This window comes from Bradyrhizobium tropiciagri (assembly GCF_018130505.1).
Classification (GTDB): domain Bacteria; phylum Pseudomonadota; class Alphaproteobacteria; order Rhizobiales; family Xanthobacteraceae; genus Bradyrhizobium; species Bradyrhizobium tropiciagri_B.
Genome location: NZ_JAFCKH010000014.1, coordinates 45680 through 61383 on the forward strand (window position 1 = coordinate 45680; position 15704 = coordinate 61383).

14 protein-coding genes are annotated in these 15704 nt (G+C 65.3%); 8 read left to right on the forward strand and 6 right to left on the reverse strand.

What is annotated here, in order from left to right; all coding sequences use genetic code 11:
- Positions 1-60: 60 nt before the first annotated feature.
- Positions 61-1323 (reverse strand): MFS transporter, encoded by a 1263-nt coding sequence (locus tag JQ633_RS30375; protein WP_211989101.1) that lies wholly within the window; start codon positions 1321-1323, stop codon positions 61-63.
- Positions 1324-1601: 278 nt separating this feature from the next.
- Between JQ633_RS30375 and JQ633_RS30380 the strand changes: the two genes are divergently transcribed.
- Together JQ633_RS30380 and JQ633_RS30385 are read left to right on the forward strand one after the other, a co-directional pair.
- Positions 1602-1748 (forward strand): hypothetical protein, encoded by a 147-nt coding sequence (locus JQ633_RS30380; protein ID WP_211989103.1) that lies wholly within the window; start codon positions 1602-1604, stop codon positions 1746-1748.
- 343 nt (positions 1749-2091) lie between these two features.
- Entirely contained in the window at positions 2092-2535 is a 444-nt protein-coding gene (locus JQ633_RS30385; RefSeq protein WP_211989106.1) for a hypothetical protein, read from the forward strand.
- Between the two features lie 137 nt (positions 2536-2672).
- Here the strand turns inward: JQ633_RS30385 and JQ633_RS30390 are convergent, their stop codons facing one another.
- Positions 2673-3317, reverse strand: a complete 645-nt coding sequence (locus tag JQ633_RS30390) for a response regulator transcription factor (protein ID WP_211989108.1) — start codon at positions 3315-3317, stop codon at positions 2673-2675.
- Between the two features lie 71 nt (positions 3318-3388).
- Between JQ633_RS30390 and JQ633_RS30395 the strand changes: the two genes are divergently transcribed.
- Positions 3389-4723, forward strand: coding sequence for a histidine kinase (locus JQ633_RS30395; RefSeq protein WP_249159757.1), 1335 nt, complete (start codon positions 3389-3391; stop codon positions 4721-4723).
- Positions 4724-4729: 6 nt separating this feature from the next.
- On the opposite strand, the gene JQ633_RS30400 is transcribed toward JQ633_RS30395, so the two are convergent.
- Positions 4730-5071, reverse strand: coding sequence for a nuclear transport factor 2 family protein (locus JQ633_RS30400; RefSeq protein ID WP_249159758.1), 342 nt, complete (start codon positions 5069-5071; stop codon positions 4730-4732).
- 225 nt (positions 5072-5296) lie between these two features.
- Between JQ633_RS30400 and JQ633_RS30405 the strand changes: the two genes are divergently transcribed.
- Entirely contained in the window at positions 5297-5464 is a 168-nt protein-coding gene (locus JQ633_RS30405) for a hypothetical protein (protein ID WP_211989110.1), read from the forward strand.
- Between the two features lie 279 nt (positions 5465-5743).
- On the opposite strand, the gene JQ633_RS30410 is transcribed toward JQ633_RS30405, so the two are convergent.
- A complete protein-coding gene (locus JQ633_RS30410) occupies positions 5744-6052 on the reverse strand; it encodes a helix-turn-helix domain-containing protein (protein WP_211989112.1) in 309 nt (102 codons plus the stop codon).
- A 69-nt stretch (positions 6053-6121) separates the two neighbouring features.
- Positions 6122-7540: a magnesium transporter gene (mgtE, locus tag JQ633_RS30415; RefSeq protein ID WP_211989114.1), complete on the reverse strand. Its 1419-nt coding sequence runs from the start codon at positions 7538-7540 to the stop codon at positions 6122-6124.
- An 84-nt stretch (positions 7541-7624) separates the two neighbouring features.
- Between mgtE and JQ633_RS30420 the strand changes: the two genes are divergently transcribed.
- Together JQ633_RS30420 and JQ633_RS30425 are read left to right on the forward strand one after the other, a co-directional pair.
- Entirely contained in the window at positions 7625-8440 is an 816-nt protein-coding gene (locus JQ633_RS30420; RefSeq protein ID WP_211989116.1) for a polysaccharide deacetylase family protein, read from the forward strand.
- Between the two features lie 96 nt (positions 8441-8536).
- On the forward strand, positions 8537-9904 hold the full coding sequence (locus tag JQ633_RS30425; RefSeq protein WP_211989119.1) for a polysaccharide deacetylase family protein: 1368 nt from the start codon (positions 8537-8539) through the stop codon (positions 9902-9904).
- Here JQ633_RS30425 and JQ633_RS30430 read toward each other — a convergent pair.
- Positions 9901-10275 carry a hypothetical protein gene (locus tag JQ633_RS30430; protein WP_211989120.1) on the reverse strand — a complete coding sequence of 125 codons (375 nt, stop codon included), beginning with the start codon at positions 10273-10275 and terminating at the stop codon, positions 9901-9903. The two genes, JQ633_RS30425 and JQ633_RS30430, sit on opposite strands and share 4 nt — an antisense overlap.
- A gap of 550 nt (positions 10276-10825) precedes the next feature.
- Here JQ633_RS30430 and JQ633_RS30435 point away from each other — a divergent pair.
- Together JQ633_RS30435 and JQ633_RS30440 are read left to right on the forward strand one after the other, a co-directional pair.
- Positions 10826-14596 carry a DUF4132 domain-containing protein gene (locus JQ633_RS30435; RefSeq protein WP_211989121.1) on the forward strand — a complete coding sequence of 1257 codons (3771 nt, stop codon included), beginning with the start codon at positions 10826-10828 and terminating at the stop codon, positions 14594-14596.
- Entirely contained in the window at positions 14596-15699 is a 1104-nt protein-coding gene (locus JQ633_RS30440; RefSeq protein WP_211989122.1) for an ATP-binding protein, read from the forward strand. The genes JQ633_RS30435 and JQ633_RS30440 overlap by 1 nt, the downstream gene beginning before the upstream one ends.
- Positions 15700-15704: the final 5 nt, after the last annotated feature.

Here is a 15704-nt window from a genome sequence, read left to right on the forward strand (position 1 = left end):
GCACGCCATCCGCGGATCGACCTGCCCCGGATTGCGCTACGCTCCATCCGGGCTACGACCTCATCTTGCATTCGCCGGCGCGTGCAGCGGCCAGAGATCGGCGCGCCAATGCAGCGCGATGCCGAGCATCGCGATGAAGCCGGCGGCGGCGAGCAGCGTGCCGGTGGCGGAATAGCCGATCAGGTCGATCAGGCTGCCGGCGGCGAGCAGGCCGAGCGGCAGGCCGTAGATCACCATCATGCGCACGCCCATCACGCGGCCGCGCAAGTGCGCGCTGGCGTTGCGCATCAGCATCACGGCGGCTGCGATCATCGACATGCTCTGCGCGACGCCGGCCAGCACCAGGCAGGCCATCGCCACCGGCATGGTCCTGAGCTCGACGAACACCAGCAGCATCGCATACCAGGCCAGCGTCGCGCCGATCAGCAGCCGCGCGATCCGCACGCCGCCGGCCATGCTGAGCGTGATCGAGCCGATCAGCGAGCCAACCGCAAAGCTCGCCGAGAGATAGCCGAGCCCGGTCTGATCGGTATGGAAGATGTCGCGCGCGACGTAAGGCAGCAAGCCGTTGGTCAGCGGAAACGCGGTGAGGTTGGCGAGGAACGCGACGCAGAGCGCGGCGCGCATGCCCGGACCACTCCAGGCATAGACGATACCCTCCTTGAGGTCGCGCAGCAGCGTCGCGCCGAACGTGCCGGTGACCGCGTGATCGGCCATGACGTGGGTCTTCGCCGGGCGTGTCATGCACAGCATTAGCACGGCGGCGAGGAAATAGAAGCAGGTGATCCCGACATAGACGTAGCCGATGCCGAGCGCGGCAAACAGCCCGGCCCCGGTCAGCGCGCCGGCGATGCGCGCCGAGTCCTGCGTGGTGCGCGCCAGGCTGATGGCGCCGACCAATTGCTCTGATGGCATGATGTCGGCGAGCAGCGCGCCGCGCACGCCGAGATCCGACGGGCGGATCACGCCCATGATCGCGACGATGATCATGACCTTCAGAGGCGCCAGGTGCCCGGTCAGCGCCAGCGTCATCAGGGTCCCGGCGAGCGCCGTATAGGCGAACCGCATCACGGCAAGCAGATCGCGGTGCCCCATGCGATCGCCGATCATGCCGACCACCGGCGCCACCAGCGTGCCGACATATTGCAGCGAGGCGAGCACGGTCAGCAGCAGCACCGAGCCGGTCTCGACCATGATGTACCAGCCGAGCACCAGCGTCTCGACCTCGAACGCCCACGAGGTGAGCAGATCGGACGGCCATTGAAAGCGATAGCTGCGGATGCGGAATGGCGCGAGCGCGGAGGTCCGCGTGGGCCCGCTCACGACGCGATGACGCGTTTCACGGCGTTCTCTGCCCTTCTTTTTTGGCTTCTTCTGGGTCTTGATTCTCTTGGGAAAACGTCCCGGACGGAACCGTAGCGGCGGCAAGGCCCGTGTCAATTGCCGGCGCCGCATGCCGCCATGCCGGAGGCGTCACCCGGCGAAGCCGCCGCGGCGCGGTCACGGAGCGCCGGTCCCACACCACTGCCAGTTTTTCCCAGCCGCAGGAACGAAGCGACTTTTATCCAGTTCTCCGTTTCAGGGAATCTGGAGAGGCAGAGATGGGTATGGGCGAACAGTTTGCATGCGCGTCGTTGGTATCGCTGTTTTCAATCGCGCTCCTCGTCACGGCCAACCTGTTCGTGGCGTCAAGACCGGCCAAGAACTTCGCCATGCCGGCGGCGCAGCAGGTCCGGATTCCGCTCTAGCGGTGCGCTCCGATCGCGCGCAATCCCGATAACATCGGCGCAACGTCGTCAGCAAAAAAAGCGGCTCCGACGCAGCCGGGGGACTGCGCCGGAGCTCTTGCTTGGGAAGTTGATTGTGTCTCAAATCACAGCGTCAACTGCGGCGGGCACAAATCGTTCCGACACCCATTGCTTAACTTTCCTGTCTCATTGACTCGCGGCGACCTGAATGTTTGTCAGTGGACAGCACCGCGAGCACAGGATTCGCTCGCCGGCAGAATGCAATCTCCAGGAACCGTTGCCATTTATTCCCGTTGTTCGGCGCCGGCGCGGACGTCCGGTCCGTGATGGCGGTGAACGTGCAATGCCTCTGCTCCGATATTTCATCTTCACGGCAGGGGTGCTGCTGAGTCTGCTGTTCCTGCTCGACTGGTATCTTCCGGCGGCGTCGGTCACCGAGGCCCGCAGCGACATCGACCATTCCGTGATACGCATCCACTCACGCCACAAATGGCCCGAGGCCATCCGGATGGATACGAGCGCACCGCTCGTCACCGCGGCCGTTCCTGCCCCGATTGCCGTGGCTGCCGAAGCCTCCGCTCCGCGCACGCCGCCGGCGAAGCTGACGGAGATCCACGAGCCGCAGGCAGCCTTGCGCAAGGGCCCCGAACGGCATGCTCGGCGGGCAAAGCCGACGCGGCAGGCGCGGCGCGAAGCCCGGCCGCGCCCCGCCATGCGCGAGGTCGGCCAGCGCGTTGCGAGTTATCGGACGCCGGACTGGTTCGGCTGGCCGTCCGCCAGCTGGTGAAAACGCCGCCAGGACCACAAGCGAACCCGCCGGACGCCTGCATTTGCCGCATCTATTGCCCTGACGAAATGCAGTCCAGCCTCCGGCAGCGAGAAACTGGCCGCACCACCGCACCCGGCCAGTTCGATCTGAGCCGGTCAGCCGAGCTGCATCTCGACCGCGATACGGACGAGGTCGGAATGGTTCTTTGCGCCGAGCTTCTGCTTGAGCAGCGAGGTCGTATTGGCGACGGTCTTGTAGGAAATGCCGAGGGCCGATGCGGCGTCGACGATCTTGTCGCCGCGCCCCAGCAGCCGGAGGATCTCCAGTTCCCGGGCGGTCATCAAGGACGCCGGGCTCGCCTTGATCGCGGCGCTGGAGAATGCGATCGCCTTGGCCAGATGCGGCGAGATGAATTTCTCGCCGGCCGCCACCTTGCGCACGGCTTTCACGAACAAGCGGGGATCATCCCCCTTCGAGATGTAGCCCTGGGCACCCATCTCCACCGCGCGCACGACGAACGCGGGATCGTCATTCATGCTGAACATGATGATGCGGGCGTCCGGATCGTCCTTCCTGATCCTGCGCAGCAACTCGAAGCCCGACACGTCCGGGAGCTTGATATCGATGATGGTTACGTCCGGCCGCTTCTGCATGAAGGCGCGATGACCGGCCTTGGCGTCGGCGGCTTCGTCGATCCTCACCGATTTGTCGGCGGCGAACAGCGACCGGCAGCCCGAGATCACCACCGGATGGTCGTCGACGATCAATATCCTGGTGGCTGATTTCGCCGTATCCTGCACCCGTCCTCCGTGACCTTCATAGAACGTCGCGGACCGATTGTACGAAAATATCCGCGTAACGGAGCTTAGAATTGTTCAACATTTGGAACAACCTCTCGCTTCGCGCCCGGCTGTTGCTGCCGATGGCGGCCATGGTCGTCGGCGCCCTCCTGCTCGGCGGCCTCGCTGTGCGGACCGTCTCGCCCGAGCAGTTCGAGAACGAGAACGCCGACAGCGCCCGCTCCGCCCGCCTCGTGGCCAACGCATTGAATGCCGCGCTCGCGGCCGCAGGCGAGCCGCAGCAAATTCTCGACGCGTTCGCAGGGGGGCTGGGCAGCGACGAAGCAATCGCATTCGTCCCGGCCGGGTCCAGGCCGCACCGTACAGGCACGCTCCCTCCCCACGGCAGCATTCCAGCGTGGTTCGCCACACTGGTGCAGGTTCCTCAGTTCGGCTCGGCCTCCCCCATCAGGATCGGGACGGCGCATGTCGGCGACATTGTCTTCGTTCCCGACCTGTCGGCGGACCTCTTCGAGAAGTGGCTCGGCTTCCTGGTCATCGTCGCATCCAGCTCAGCGCTGATGCTGCTCGCGGCCCTCACTGCCTATTTCACGACCGGCACGGCGCTTCGCCCGCTGGAGCAACTCGGCGCCGGCCTCACGCGCATGCAAGACGGCAATTACGACGCAATCATCCCCCAGGCCGGCCCTCCGGAGATTCGCAAGAGCTGCGCGGAAGCAAACCAGCTCGCGGCCACGCTGAAGCGGCTCAGCCAGGACAACCGCGACCTGCTGCGCAAGATCGTCGCGGTGCAGGACGATGAGCGCCGCGAGCTGGCTCGCGAGCTGCATGACGAAATGGGCCCGCTGCTGTTCGCCATTCGCGCCAATGCCACCGCGCTGTTCGAGGCCGGTGCGGAGGGACCGCCGGAACCCGGCTCACCGGCCCATGGCGTCCTGAGCGCGGCCGAAGCCTTGCAGCGGGTGAATCGGCGCGTGTTGGAGGGCCTTAGTCCACTCTACATCGCCGAACTCGGATTGCTGGAAAGCGTGCAGGCCTTGCTGCGCGATGCGCGGTCGCAAGCGCCGGGCCTCCGTCTGAGCTCCCGGCTCGATCCTCGTCTGGACGGGCTCGACGGCTTGATGTCACAGACCGCTTATCGTTTCGTTCAGGAGGGCGTCACCAACGTGCTTCGGCATGCCCGGGCAACGACGATGGAGATCTCGACCGCGTTCGAGGCCGGTCAGGTCCGGATCGAGATCACGGACGATGGCGTTGGCTTGCCGGAGGACAAGCCGTTTGGCAGGGGCCTGACCGGGATGCATGAACGGGTGCGCGCGCTCGATGGAACGCTCGAACTGGTTCGCGAGCAACGCCAGACCGTCGTTCGATGCCGCCTCCCGCTCGATCAACATACGAAAGATTGAGGTCCGTCACCGCGATGACGGCGCACAACGCATGTGCGAAATCCTGCCCTCTACATCGAACGCAAAGGCGATCCGAACCGCCCTGCCCTCGAAGCTCAGGTAATCGAGCACGACGCCATCCTGCCGGGGCGTGATCTCTTCGAGCCCGAACGCCTCCGGCGACAGGGCGGCCAGTTTCGGCCCCCAATAATCGGCGAGCGCGGAACGCCCGCTGATCCCGGCGCCTTCGCAGGCACAGTCGAGCCGGGCGTCATCCGCATAAAGCTCGAGCAGTCCCTCGAGATCGCGGCTCCTGCAGCAATCGAGCCAGTCCACCACGACAGCCATTTCATCGACATGATCGGTCAATTGAACCTCGCCAGCACAATGCTCGCCCGTATGGGCAACTGGACCGAACCTGCTGAATACAGCGTGAACGGTGCTTGGGGCAACCTTTCGCGGTCTGGCACCGCGGCAAAGCAACACGCCAGGCTTCCCTTGGCAGGTTAGCAGGCTCAAACGCCTTCGCCGTCTTGCCAACCGGCCTCGGGAATAATGTGATAATCTGTGGCCTGGAAATCGCGGAGGAATGTCATGAACGCCTTCGAAGTTTTCGCGATCTATGTGACGCCGTTCATTATCATCGGGCTTGCGATCAAGCTGATGATGAAGCGTTACGTCGTCGATCTGCCGGACGTCCAAAAGCAGGCGGGCTCGCCGCCGGTGCGGCGGTTCCTGCTCGGCGCCTGGCGCAAAGACTAGCGACGAACAGCAAGACTCTCGGACAAGTGATATCGCGAGAATGCGAGGCTGTACCCCCACAACTGTCGTCGCCCGGTTTAACCGGGCGATCCAGTACGCCGCTGCCTCTCGGTTCAAGCACTGCTGCCTCTGGAATACTGGATCACCCGGTCAAGCCGGGTGACGACACCGCGGTGTTTGGCGGGCGATGCAAACCAGCTCGCTGTCGTCCCTGCGAAAGTGCGGCGCGCCAGAGCGATCAGTTCGACAATGCCGGCGGAGGACGCACGACGCCCTCGCCTACGCCGCCGTCGGCTCGCTCGCCAGCGCAGCGAACACGGTCTCGGGCGAGTGCGCGATCACCGCGAGCAGTGCGCGGGCGGGGCCGCGCGGCGCGCGCTTGCCCTGCTCCCAGTTGCGGATTGTTTCCACGGGGACGCCGAGCTTGGCGGCGAATTCGAGCTGGGTCAGTTGGGCGCGGCGGCGCAGGTCGCGCACCGCGGGCTGCGCGGTTGCCGACGTCACCGGTTCAGGCGGCGCGAGCGGGAATTCCCTGCCGTCGCGCAGTTCGACGATCCGTCCGTCCGCCTTGAGCCGCAAGCGCCGCATGATGGCCCCCTGGAGATGGGCGCATCATCCATGAAGCCCGTTAAGGTCGGATTAACGATAAAAAAGTGGCTACTTCAGCCCAAACCACAGCGTTGCGATGCCGAGGAACGAGAAGAATCCGACCACGTCGGTGACGGTCGTGACGAAGGTGCCGGACGCAACGGCCGGATCGGCCCGCACCCGTTCCAGCACCATCGGAATCAAGATGCCGCCGAGCGCACCGGCGACCAGATTGCAGATGATGGCAAGGCCGATCACGAGGCCGAGGCCGGGAATCTTGAACCAGGCCACCGCGGCGACGCCGGTGATGACGGCAAAGGCGATGCCGTTGACGAGGCCGACCATGGTCTCGCGCAGCACCACGCGCATTGCATTGGCGGAGCCGAGCTCGCGGGTGGCCAGTGCGCGCACCGCGACCGTCATGGTCTGGGTTGCCGCATTGCCGCCCTGGCTCGCCACAATCGGCGCCAGCACCGCGAGCGCCACCATCTTCTCGAGCTGGCCCTCGAACAGGCCAAGCACCGACGAGGCCAAAAACGCGGTGGCAAGATTGACCAGCAGCCAGTTGAAGCGGCCGCGGGCGATGGTCCAGACCGTGTCGGAGAGCTCTTCAGGATGGGTGACGCCGCCGAGCGCCTTCAGATCCTCGTCGGCCTCCTCCTCGATGACGTCGACGACGTCGTCGATGGTGATCACGCCGACCAGCCGGTTGGTGGTGTCGACCACGGGCGCGGCGACCAGATTGTACTTGCCGAACATCCGCGCCACCTGCTCCTGATCCTCCAGGGCGGAGACGCGGCGGCGGTCCTCGTCGACGAGGTCGGTGATCGGCACCGGGCGGCGCGCGCGCAGCAGCACGTCGAGCGGAACCGCGCCGAGCCAGTGCTTCTCGGCATCGACCACGTAGATCTCGTAGAAGCGGTCCGGCAGGTCGGGCGTGTCGCGCATGTAGTCGATCGCCTGCCCGACAGTCCAATCCGGCGGCACCGCAATGAACTCGGTCTGCATCCGCCGGCCGGCGGAGTTTTCCGGATACAGCAGGCTGCGCTCGATATCTTCGCGCTCGGCGGCCGGCAGCTTCTCCAGGATTTCTTCCTGGTCCTCCTCGTCGAGGCTTTCCAGCAGTTCGACGGCGTCGTCGGATTCGAGCTCGCGGACACCCTCGGCGACCGTCTCCGGCTCGAGTTCCTCGAGGATCTCCTCACGGACCGCCTCGTCGACCTCGTTGAGCGCGGAGAAGTCGAAATCCGTGCCGGTGATCTCGACCAGGGTGACGCGGTCGTCCGGCTCCAGCGCCGCGATCAAATCGCCGAGATCGGCCTCGTGCAGTTCCGCGACCGTCTCGCACAGCAAGGGACGGTCGGCGGCGTGGATGGCGCGGGTGACCTCTTCGACGAATTCGTGGCGGAGCTGGCCCTCCTCGTCCCGCATCGGCGTGCGGTCCAGCAACGTCTCGGCGGGGCGGGCAACGTCGATATTCTCGGCCATGCCGTGTTTCGCCGGTTTGACAGGAGGGGAAAAACAGGTGTGAGTAGTGCGGAACGGATTACCTAATCGGCGGGGCCCGGCGCAATGAGAAATATGTCGAGCAAAGCACGATCGATCCTGAACGCGACCGTGGTGCTGCTCGCATTGACGCCGGCAGTGCCGGTCGGCTCAGCTCGGGCCGCTGAATGCACGCGCGATGATGCGCTCGGCACCGCGCGGGTGATGGAGGTGGACCCTGCGACCTATCCGCGCGTCGGGCTGAAGAGCTTCCCGCAGACCCTGCCGCTGCACGATCGCGAGGTGGTGCTGACCTTCGACGACGGGCCGACGCCCGGCGTCACCGACAAGGTGCTGACGGCGCTGGGGGCCGAATGCGTGCGCGCCACCTTCTTCATGGTCGGCCGCAACGCAGCAGATCATCCCGACATGGTCCGCAAGATCGCGCGCCTTGGCCACACCATCGGCTATCACACCTGGGACCATCCGCATCTCAACAAGATGCCGACGGCGCAGGCCGAGGCGAACATCAATCGCGGGATCGAGGCGGTCGGAATGGCCCTGCGCGGGATCGACAGCACCGTCCCGGCCACGCCGTTCTTCCGGTTCCCATATTTCGAGTCGACGCCCGAGCTGTTGGATCACCTCGAAAAGCGCGGTATCGCGGTGTTCGGAGCCGATTTCTGGGCCAGCGACTGGGTCAAGATGACGCCAGAGGAGGAGCTCAGGCTGCTTACCGGCCGGCTCGAAGCCGCCCGCAAGGGAATCATCCTGCTGCATGACCCGCAAATGCGCACGGCCCAGATGCTGCCGGCCTTTTTAAGATATCTGCATGAGCATAATTATCGGATTGTCCACATCGTCCCGGCGGGGGTGAAAACCGTGTCCGACAGGTCACGTTGAACCCGGAATAGGGGCTGGATTACAGACCGTTAAGGCGGCATTCATGGCGCCGCACCTAAGGATTCGCCAGTGCGTTTGGAATGCGGCCCAGGCCCTATGCTCGCCAGCCTTCTCGTCAATACTCAAAAGCAATCCCGCATCGTTTTGGGCGCGGCGCTCCTCGCCTTCATGACTCCCCAGGCGGCGCTCGCCGCGGATTGCCCGAACCCCAATGCACTCGGCACCTCGCGGACCCTTGTGGTCGATCCCCGGGAACATCCGCGAATCGGCACCATGCAGTACCGGGAGACGCTGCCGCTCGCCGATCACGAGGTGGTGCTGACCTTCGACGACGGGCCGCTGCCGAAATACTCGAACCAGGTGCTGGCGATCCTCGCCAGCCAATGCGTCAAGGCGACCTTCTTCACCATCGGCAGCCAGGCCAACGCCAACCCCGAGGGCGTGCGCAAGCTGATCGCGGCCGGGCATACCGTCGGCACGCACAGCCAGCACCATCCGCTGACCATGGACAGGATGCCGCTCGAGCGTGCCCGGCAGGAGATCGACGACGGCATCGCCTCGACGCTGGCGGCGTTGAACGGCGACAAGAGCAAGCTGGCGCCGTTCTTCCGCATCCCCGGATTGATGCGCGCCGAGATCGTCGAGAATTATCTGGCCTCGCAGGGCATCCAGACCTGGAGCGCGGACTTCCCGGCCGACGACTGGCGCCATATCTCCTCGCAGCGGGTCTACGAGCTCGCGATCCAACGCATCGAGGCCAAGCGGAAGGGCATCCTGCTGCTGCACGACATCCAGCCGCGCACCGTCGCGGCGCTGCCGCGAATCCTGGCCACGCTGAAAGAGCGCGGCTATCGCATCGTTCACGTCGTACCGGCAACCGCGGATCGTCCGGCGACGCCGACCGAGCCCCAGCAATGGTATCTGCACCCGCCGACCGAGACGGTGGCGATCACCCGCTGGCCGCGGATTCCGAACTTCGTCTTCACCGAGACGCGGACCCTGCCGGCGCCGGTGATTGCCGACATGGACTGGCGCGACGCCGACCTGCTCGATCACGCGCAGCGAGCGCGCCTGCCCGCGCTGCGCCCGACCGCCTGGCCGCAGCCGCGCCTCGCCCAGCTCGCAGCCGCCCCGACCCTGGCGCTTCCGGGAGCCGACGTGTTCAGGGTCCCCGAAGCGCTCGGCCTGACGCTGCTCGCGGCCCGCTCGCCCAGGCTGGCGCAGCGTGCGGCCGGCACAGCGATGCCGCGGTCGCCGGCGATCCCGGCGCGCCAAGCGAAGCCTCCAAAACAGGCCGCGCATCAGGGTCCCGCCACCGCCGCCCCCCACGGCAAACGCCGTGGCCCGGCCCAGCACGTCGAACAGCCCGAGCCGGCGACGAGCAAACCGCTGCGCCTCGCCAGCATGAAGAAGCGGGTGCCGCGTGCGGTGGCGTCGGCGAACGCCAAACGGGTGCCCGACTAGCCTGTGACGATCTTGGCGATGCAGAGCAGGATCACCAGCGCCAGAAAGAACAGATCGATATACGCCTTGACCTCGCCGGCGTGCCTGAGCTCGGTGACCCCCAGGACGATCTGCTTCCGCGATGCGGTGGAATTCGGCCCCTCTCCGGCGGCCGAGGCCAGCCGCCGCGTCTCGCCCTCCAGGCGCTCGATGCGCTGGAAGAAATAGAACGAGCGCAGCGCCGAGAACGCGTGCATCGCCGCGTAGACCAGCATCAGGATCGCGACTGTCGCGCGCTGCGGATATTGGTCGAGGAAGTTCAGACTGAAATAGACCAGCCCCAGGAACACGAAGTTGGAGACGACACAGTAGGCGTAGCTCAGAAACCTCATCAGGCGCTCCGGGTGGGGGCTGGCTCGCGGGGGGCGGTGCGATCAAGGCAGGTATATCCGGCCGGCGACGCCGAACCGGCGGGCCATGCCGTCCGCGACAATAGGTGACAGCTGTTACACGACGGCCGTGGTCACAGCGCTATTCGCCAAATTGTCGAGGCCGAATCCGCGCCGACGCTCGCCGGGCCGCTGGAGGGAGAAGAAGACGGCAGCAAGTTCAACGACTTGCCGCAGCAACCGAGCGCCCGGCCAGCGCCCGACCGTTGCGATCGGCGCGCGCGGAGCGTTCCGGCAGCGTTGCGATGGTTTTAAGGCCTCGCATCGGAATTGAGCTATGTTCTTCAAATCATATTGCGGAACGAGCGATACTGCGGAGGATGCCTCTCATACCCTTCCCGACACGACGGTCAGTTGTGGCCAAAGCCGATCTCCAGTTCGTGCAGCCGTGATCTGCGATCGCTAGAATGAACCGATTGGGTCGTTCAGAACTCAAAGGATTCTCGCCCGACGTCTGCGATCGCAGGATCGCCCTCCAATCAAGAATGCATGCATGTTTGATTTTCTCAAATCGATAATCGGCATCGGCAAACTGGCGGGATTGCCTGCCACGGAGGCCGACAACGCAACGGCGACCAATATCGCAACCGACCTCAAGCGGCTGGAGGCGGTCAGTCCGGACCTCGCAGCGCGGACGATCAGCTACGTCCTGACCGGGGAGAACAGCTCGGTGCTGCTGCAGCTCGAGCAACAGGCGAACTCAGTCCAGGCCGCGCTCAGCAGCTACTCGCATACGGCCAATGCTGCGGCCCAAGCCGCGGTGCAGAAGGCGGCTCTCGCCCGCGGCAATGTCCTCAAGCGGCAACACGGGCCGGAAGCGATCTGGATACGTCGCTATTTCGAGGTCATCACGGCGCCTCAGAAGGGCACGCGCTACGGTCTCTATGGTCATCAAGGACCGAGCCCGCTCTGGCTCCGGGCCTTCCTGTCGTACCGGACCGACCAGGCCCAGCGCGCCGATCTCACCACGATCCTGAACTGGCGCGATGCGGAGGACAACGCAACGGCCCTCGCGCTGGACTTGCTCGTTCTGGAAAAGAGCAGCCAATACTACTTTCACAATTACGACGTCGCATCGAAGTTTGATTTCGAAGGCAACCTGCCGGCGGAACAGCAGGCAGTCATGGCGGCATTCGAAAAATACGACCGTCCGGCCCAGGCCACCGTCATCCAGATCCTGAAGCAGTTCGATCTGATCAAGGGCGAGTATTTCGACTTCGTCTATCGGCAATACCTGATGTCTTCCAGCAAGGCGGTTCGCGAGGCGGCCCAGAATGCGCTGCTGGCCGCGCCGCCCGAGACGCTTGCCGCCAGCGCCGCCCAGACCCTGGCAGACGGTAATCCGACGGCGCGCGCGCAGGCCGCGCAGCTGCTGCCGCTCGTGATGGGCGAAGGCGCGCGGCCGCTGCTCGAAGCGCATCTCGCCAAGGAAAACTCGAAGACGGTTCGCAAGGTCATCGAGCTCGGAATGGGATCGGCCGTCGTTCGCGAGGCGGCCGCGGAAACTCCGCGCACGTTGAGCGGCGACGGCGCGGACGGTTACCTCGCCGCTGACGGCACCGAGGTGCTGTCCCCGCCGCTCGCGGCGATGCCGGGACCAACGCCGCTGCCTGACAGCGTCAAGGCCGGATATCTCGGCCTGCTCGACAAGGCATACGCGCAGTGGATGAAGAACTACGAGAGCCAGAAGGCGCGCCGCGACAACGCCACGGCCGAGCAGCGCAAGAACTGGGCCGCACCGGTGCAGCCCAAAGCGATCGATCCCGCCATCGTCGATAAATATTGCGCGCTGCTCAGCTCGGACAGTCCGATCGATACGGCCGAAGTTTCCAAGATCGGCTATTTTTCAGTGTTTTCGCCCTACGGCGTCGAGGCGGCAGCCGAACCGCCGTTCAACAGTGCCGACCTCACCTTGTGGCATCTCTGCCGCGCACGCGCCATCTTTGCCGCTTCAACCCAAAACCACTACTGGGTGCTCGCAAACCTGATGAGCGGCCAAGGCGGCATCCACGGCGCGATCCATGCGCGACTGACCAATGGCAACGATCTGCGAACCCTCGCCGCCTTGATCCAGCCGGCACTGGAAGCAAAGGCCCTTGCTGTCCAGGCGCTGAATGTCGGCATCTCCGAAGAGCTGTCCGCGGCCGTGGTCTGGCCCTATCTCGCAGCGCAATTCGACGTGCTCGACCAGGCGCTCGGGCAGGCTGCGGCAACCGATTTCCGCGAACCGCCGACCGTCAACGCGCTCAGTCTGCTGCGCCTGTTTCCAAAACTGCCGGCGCGCTATTTCAACACCGTGCTGACCCACGCGCTGTCGTCCAAGAAATCCGTCAACAAGCCGGCCCGCGCGCTGTTGCTCGGCATCGACGGTATCGAGCAGCGTCTGGTGCCGTTCCTGTCGGACAGCAAGCAGGATGTCCGCTCGGGTGTCGCCGACATGCTCGGCGCGATCGGTGCCGAGGCCGCCATCGAGCCGCTGAAGAAGGCGCTCGGCAAGGAAAAATCCGAACTGGTTCGGGCCTCGCTGCTCGGCGCGTTGCGCCGCCTCAAGGTCGATATCTCCAGCTACGTCTCTCCTGAGATCCTGACCAAGGAAGCCACGGCCGGCCTGAAGGGCAAGAAGGCCAAGGACATCGAGTGGTTCTCGCTCGACAGCCTTCCGGCGCTCACGTGGGCCGGCGGTGGCGCCGTTCCGGCGGACGTTCCGCGCTGGTGGATTGCCCTTGCCGGCAAGCTGGCACAGCCCGGCGGCAACGTGCTGTTCTCGCTCTGGCTCGACGAACTCGCCCCCGAGAGCGCCGAGGCATTCGGCCGCCACATCCTCGGCAGCTTCCTGCGTTACGACGCAACGCACTGTTCCGAAGACGAAGCCAATGCGCACGCCAAGGCCCACGCCCAGGCGCGCTATGACCAGTATCAGGCCTACGCCAAGCGCTGGAACAACGAGTTCTACAGCTCCTACACCTATGAGAAGGCGTTCGCCGATCTGCGCGCCGAGAAGCTCGGAATCTATCTCAACAACGCCCATGCCGACCGCGGCATCCTCGGGCTTGCGATGCGGGCCGAGGGCACCTTCGCGGTGCAGATGGTCCGCACCTACATGCGCGATCATTACAAGCGGGTCTCGCAGGTCAAGGCGCTCACCGAATATCTCAGCGGCAACCCCTCGCCGGCCGCGCTCCAGATGCTGCTGTCGATCGCCCGCCGCCATCGCACCAACTCGGTGCAGCTGCTGGCACAGGCGCTGGTCGAGCGCATCGCCGACGAGCGGGGCTGGAGCACCGACGAACTGGCCGACCGCACCATCCCGACCGCGGGCCTCGACGAGCGCGGCATCCTCGACCTCGAAATCGGCACCCGCCTCTACCAGGCCAAGCTCGACGCCGAAGATGTGCTCACGCTGTACAATCCCGACGGCAAGGTGGTGAAGAGCCTGCCGCAGGTCAGCGAAGGTCCGGACAAGGAAAGCGCCGCGGAAGCCAAGAAGGCGCTCTCCAACGCCAAGAAGGAGTTGAAGCAGGTCCACGAATTCCAGGCCAAGCGCTTGTACGAGGCGCTCTGCGTCAGCCGGCGCTGGCAGGTTGGCGAATGGAAGCGCTTCCTGCTCGAGCACCCGATCGTCGGACGGCTGGTGCAGCAGGTGATCTGGCTCGGCCTCGATGCGGACGGCAACGTCGTCGCCTCGTTCCGGCCGCTCGAGGACCTGTCGCTCACCGATAGCGGCGACAACGCCGTCGATCCCGACTCGTTCACCGGCGTCCAGCTGGCGCACCGTTCGCTGCTTACCGGTGAGCAAAGCGAAGCCTGGAAGCAGCACCTCGCGGATTACAAGGTCGAACCGCTGTTCAACCAGCTCGACCGTCCGGTACTGGCAAGCGCGGCCGGCAATTCGATCGATGACCGCGCCGGCTACGTCATCGAGGCCTTCAAGTTGCGCAGCTCAGCGCAGAAGCTCGGCTATGAGCGCGCGCAGGCCGAGGATGGCGGCTGGTTCACGCAGTACCTCAAGCCGTTCGCCGGCGTCGGGATCAATGCCGTGATCGAGTTCACGGGATCGCCGCTGCCGGAGGAAAATCGCGCGGTGGCACTGGTGGCAGCCAAATTCGTCCGCGCGCGCAAGGGTGGCCGGTCGACCTACGGCACGCAGCTTGCCCTGAGCGATGTGCCGCCGGTGCTGCTGAGCGAAGTCTGGAACGACCTGCACCAGATCGCGACCGCCGGCAGCGGATTTGCCGAGGACTGGCGCAACAAGGTGGCCTGGTAATGGAACAACGAAACGCATTGCAGCTGCGCCCGAGCGCCGAAATCAGGTTCGCCGACGAACTCGCGGCGCTGAAGGCGGCCGATCAGGGCCGGCGGCCCCCGGGATGGGCGCTCTCCGCACGCGCGGTGCGCAGCTTCATCCTCGGCGACAGCAAGCTGTCCGTTCGCCGCAAATTCTATGGCGACGACGCGCTGGTCGAACGCGCGCTGGTCGCCCTGATGAGCGAGCAAGGCCTGATGCTGGTCGGCGAGCCCGGCACTGCCAAATCGATGCTGTCGGAATTGCTGGCGGCTGCGATCAGCGGCTCGTCGATGCTGGTGGTGCAGGGATCGACCGGCGTCACCGAGGACCATGTCCGCTACGGCTGGAACTATGCGCTGCTGATCGCCGAGGGTCCGACGCCGCGCGCGCTGGTCCCCTCCCCGGTCATGGAAGCGATGCGGCTCGGCCGGGTCGTCCGGATCGAAGAGCTGACGCGTTGCCCGCCGGAGATCCAGGACGTGCTGATCTCGGTGCTGTCGGAAAAGGTGATGTCGGTGCCAGAGCTCGGCGAGAGCGCGAGTGTCTACGCCGCGCCGGGCTTCTCGGTGATCGGCACCGCCAACCTCCGCGACCGCGGCGTGCATGAGATGTCGAGCGCGCTGAAGCGCCGCTTCAACTTCGAGACCGTGTTGCCGCTGACCGATCCGGCGCTGGAGACGGAGCTGATCCGTCAGGAAGTCGGCAAGCGGCTCGGCCAGGCCGAGATCACCGTGAACTTCCCCGACGAGGTCACCGATCTGCTCGTCACCACCTTCCAGGATCTGCGCCGCGGCCAGACCAGGGACAACGTGCCGCTGTCGAAGCCGGCGGCGGTGATGTCGACGGCGGAGGCCGTGAACATCGCGCATGCGGCGGCGCTCGAAGCGGCGTTCCTCGGCAATGGCGACGTCGGCGGCGCCCATATCGGCCGGCAATTGCAGGGCGTCATCGTCAAGGACAATGCGGAGGATGTGAAGAAAGTCCGTGCCTATGTCGATCACATCGTCAGGGAGCGAGCCCGCCGCAGCAAGGTGTGGTCGGATTTTCTCGGCGCGGTGAAGGCAATGAAGGACCAGAGCTGAGGCTC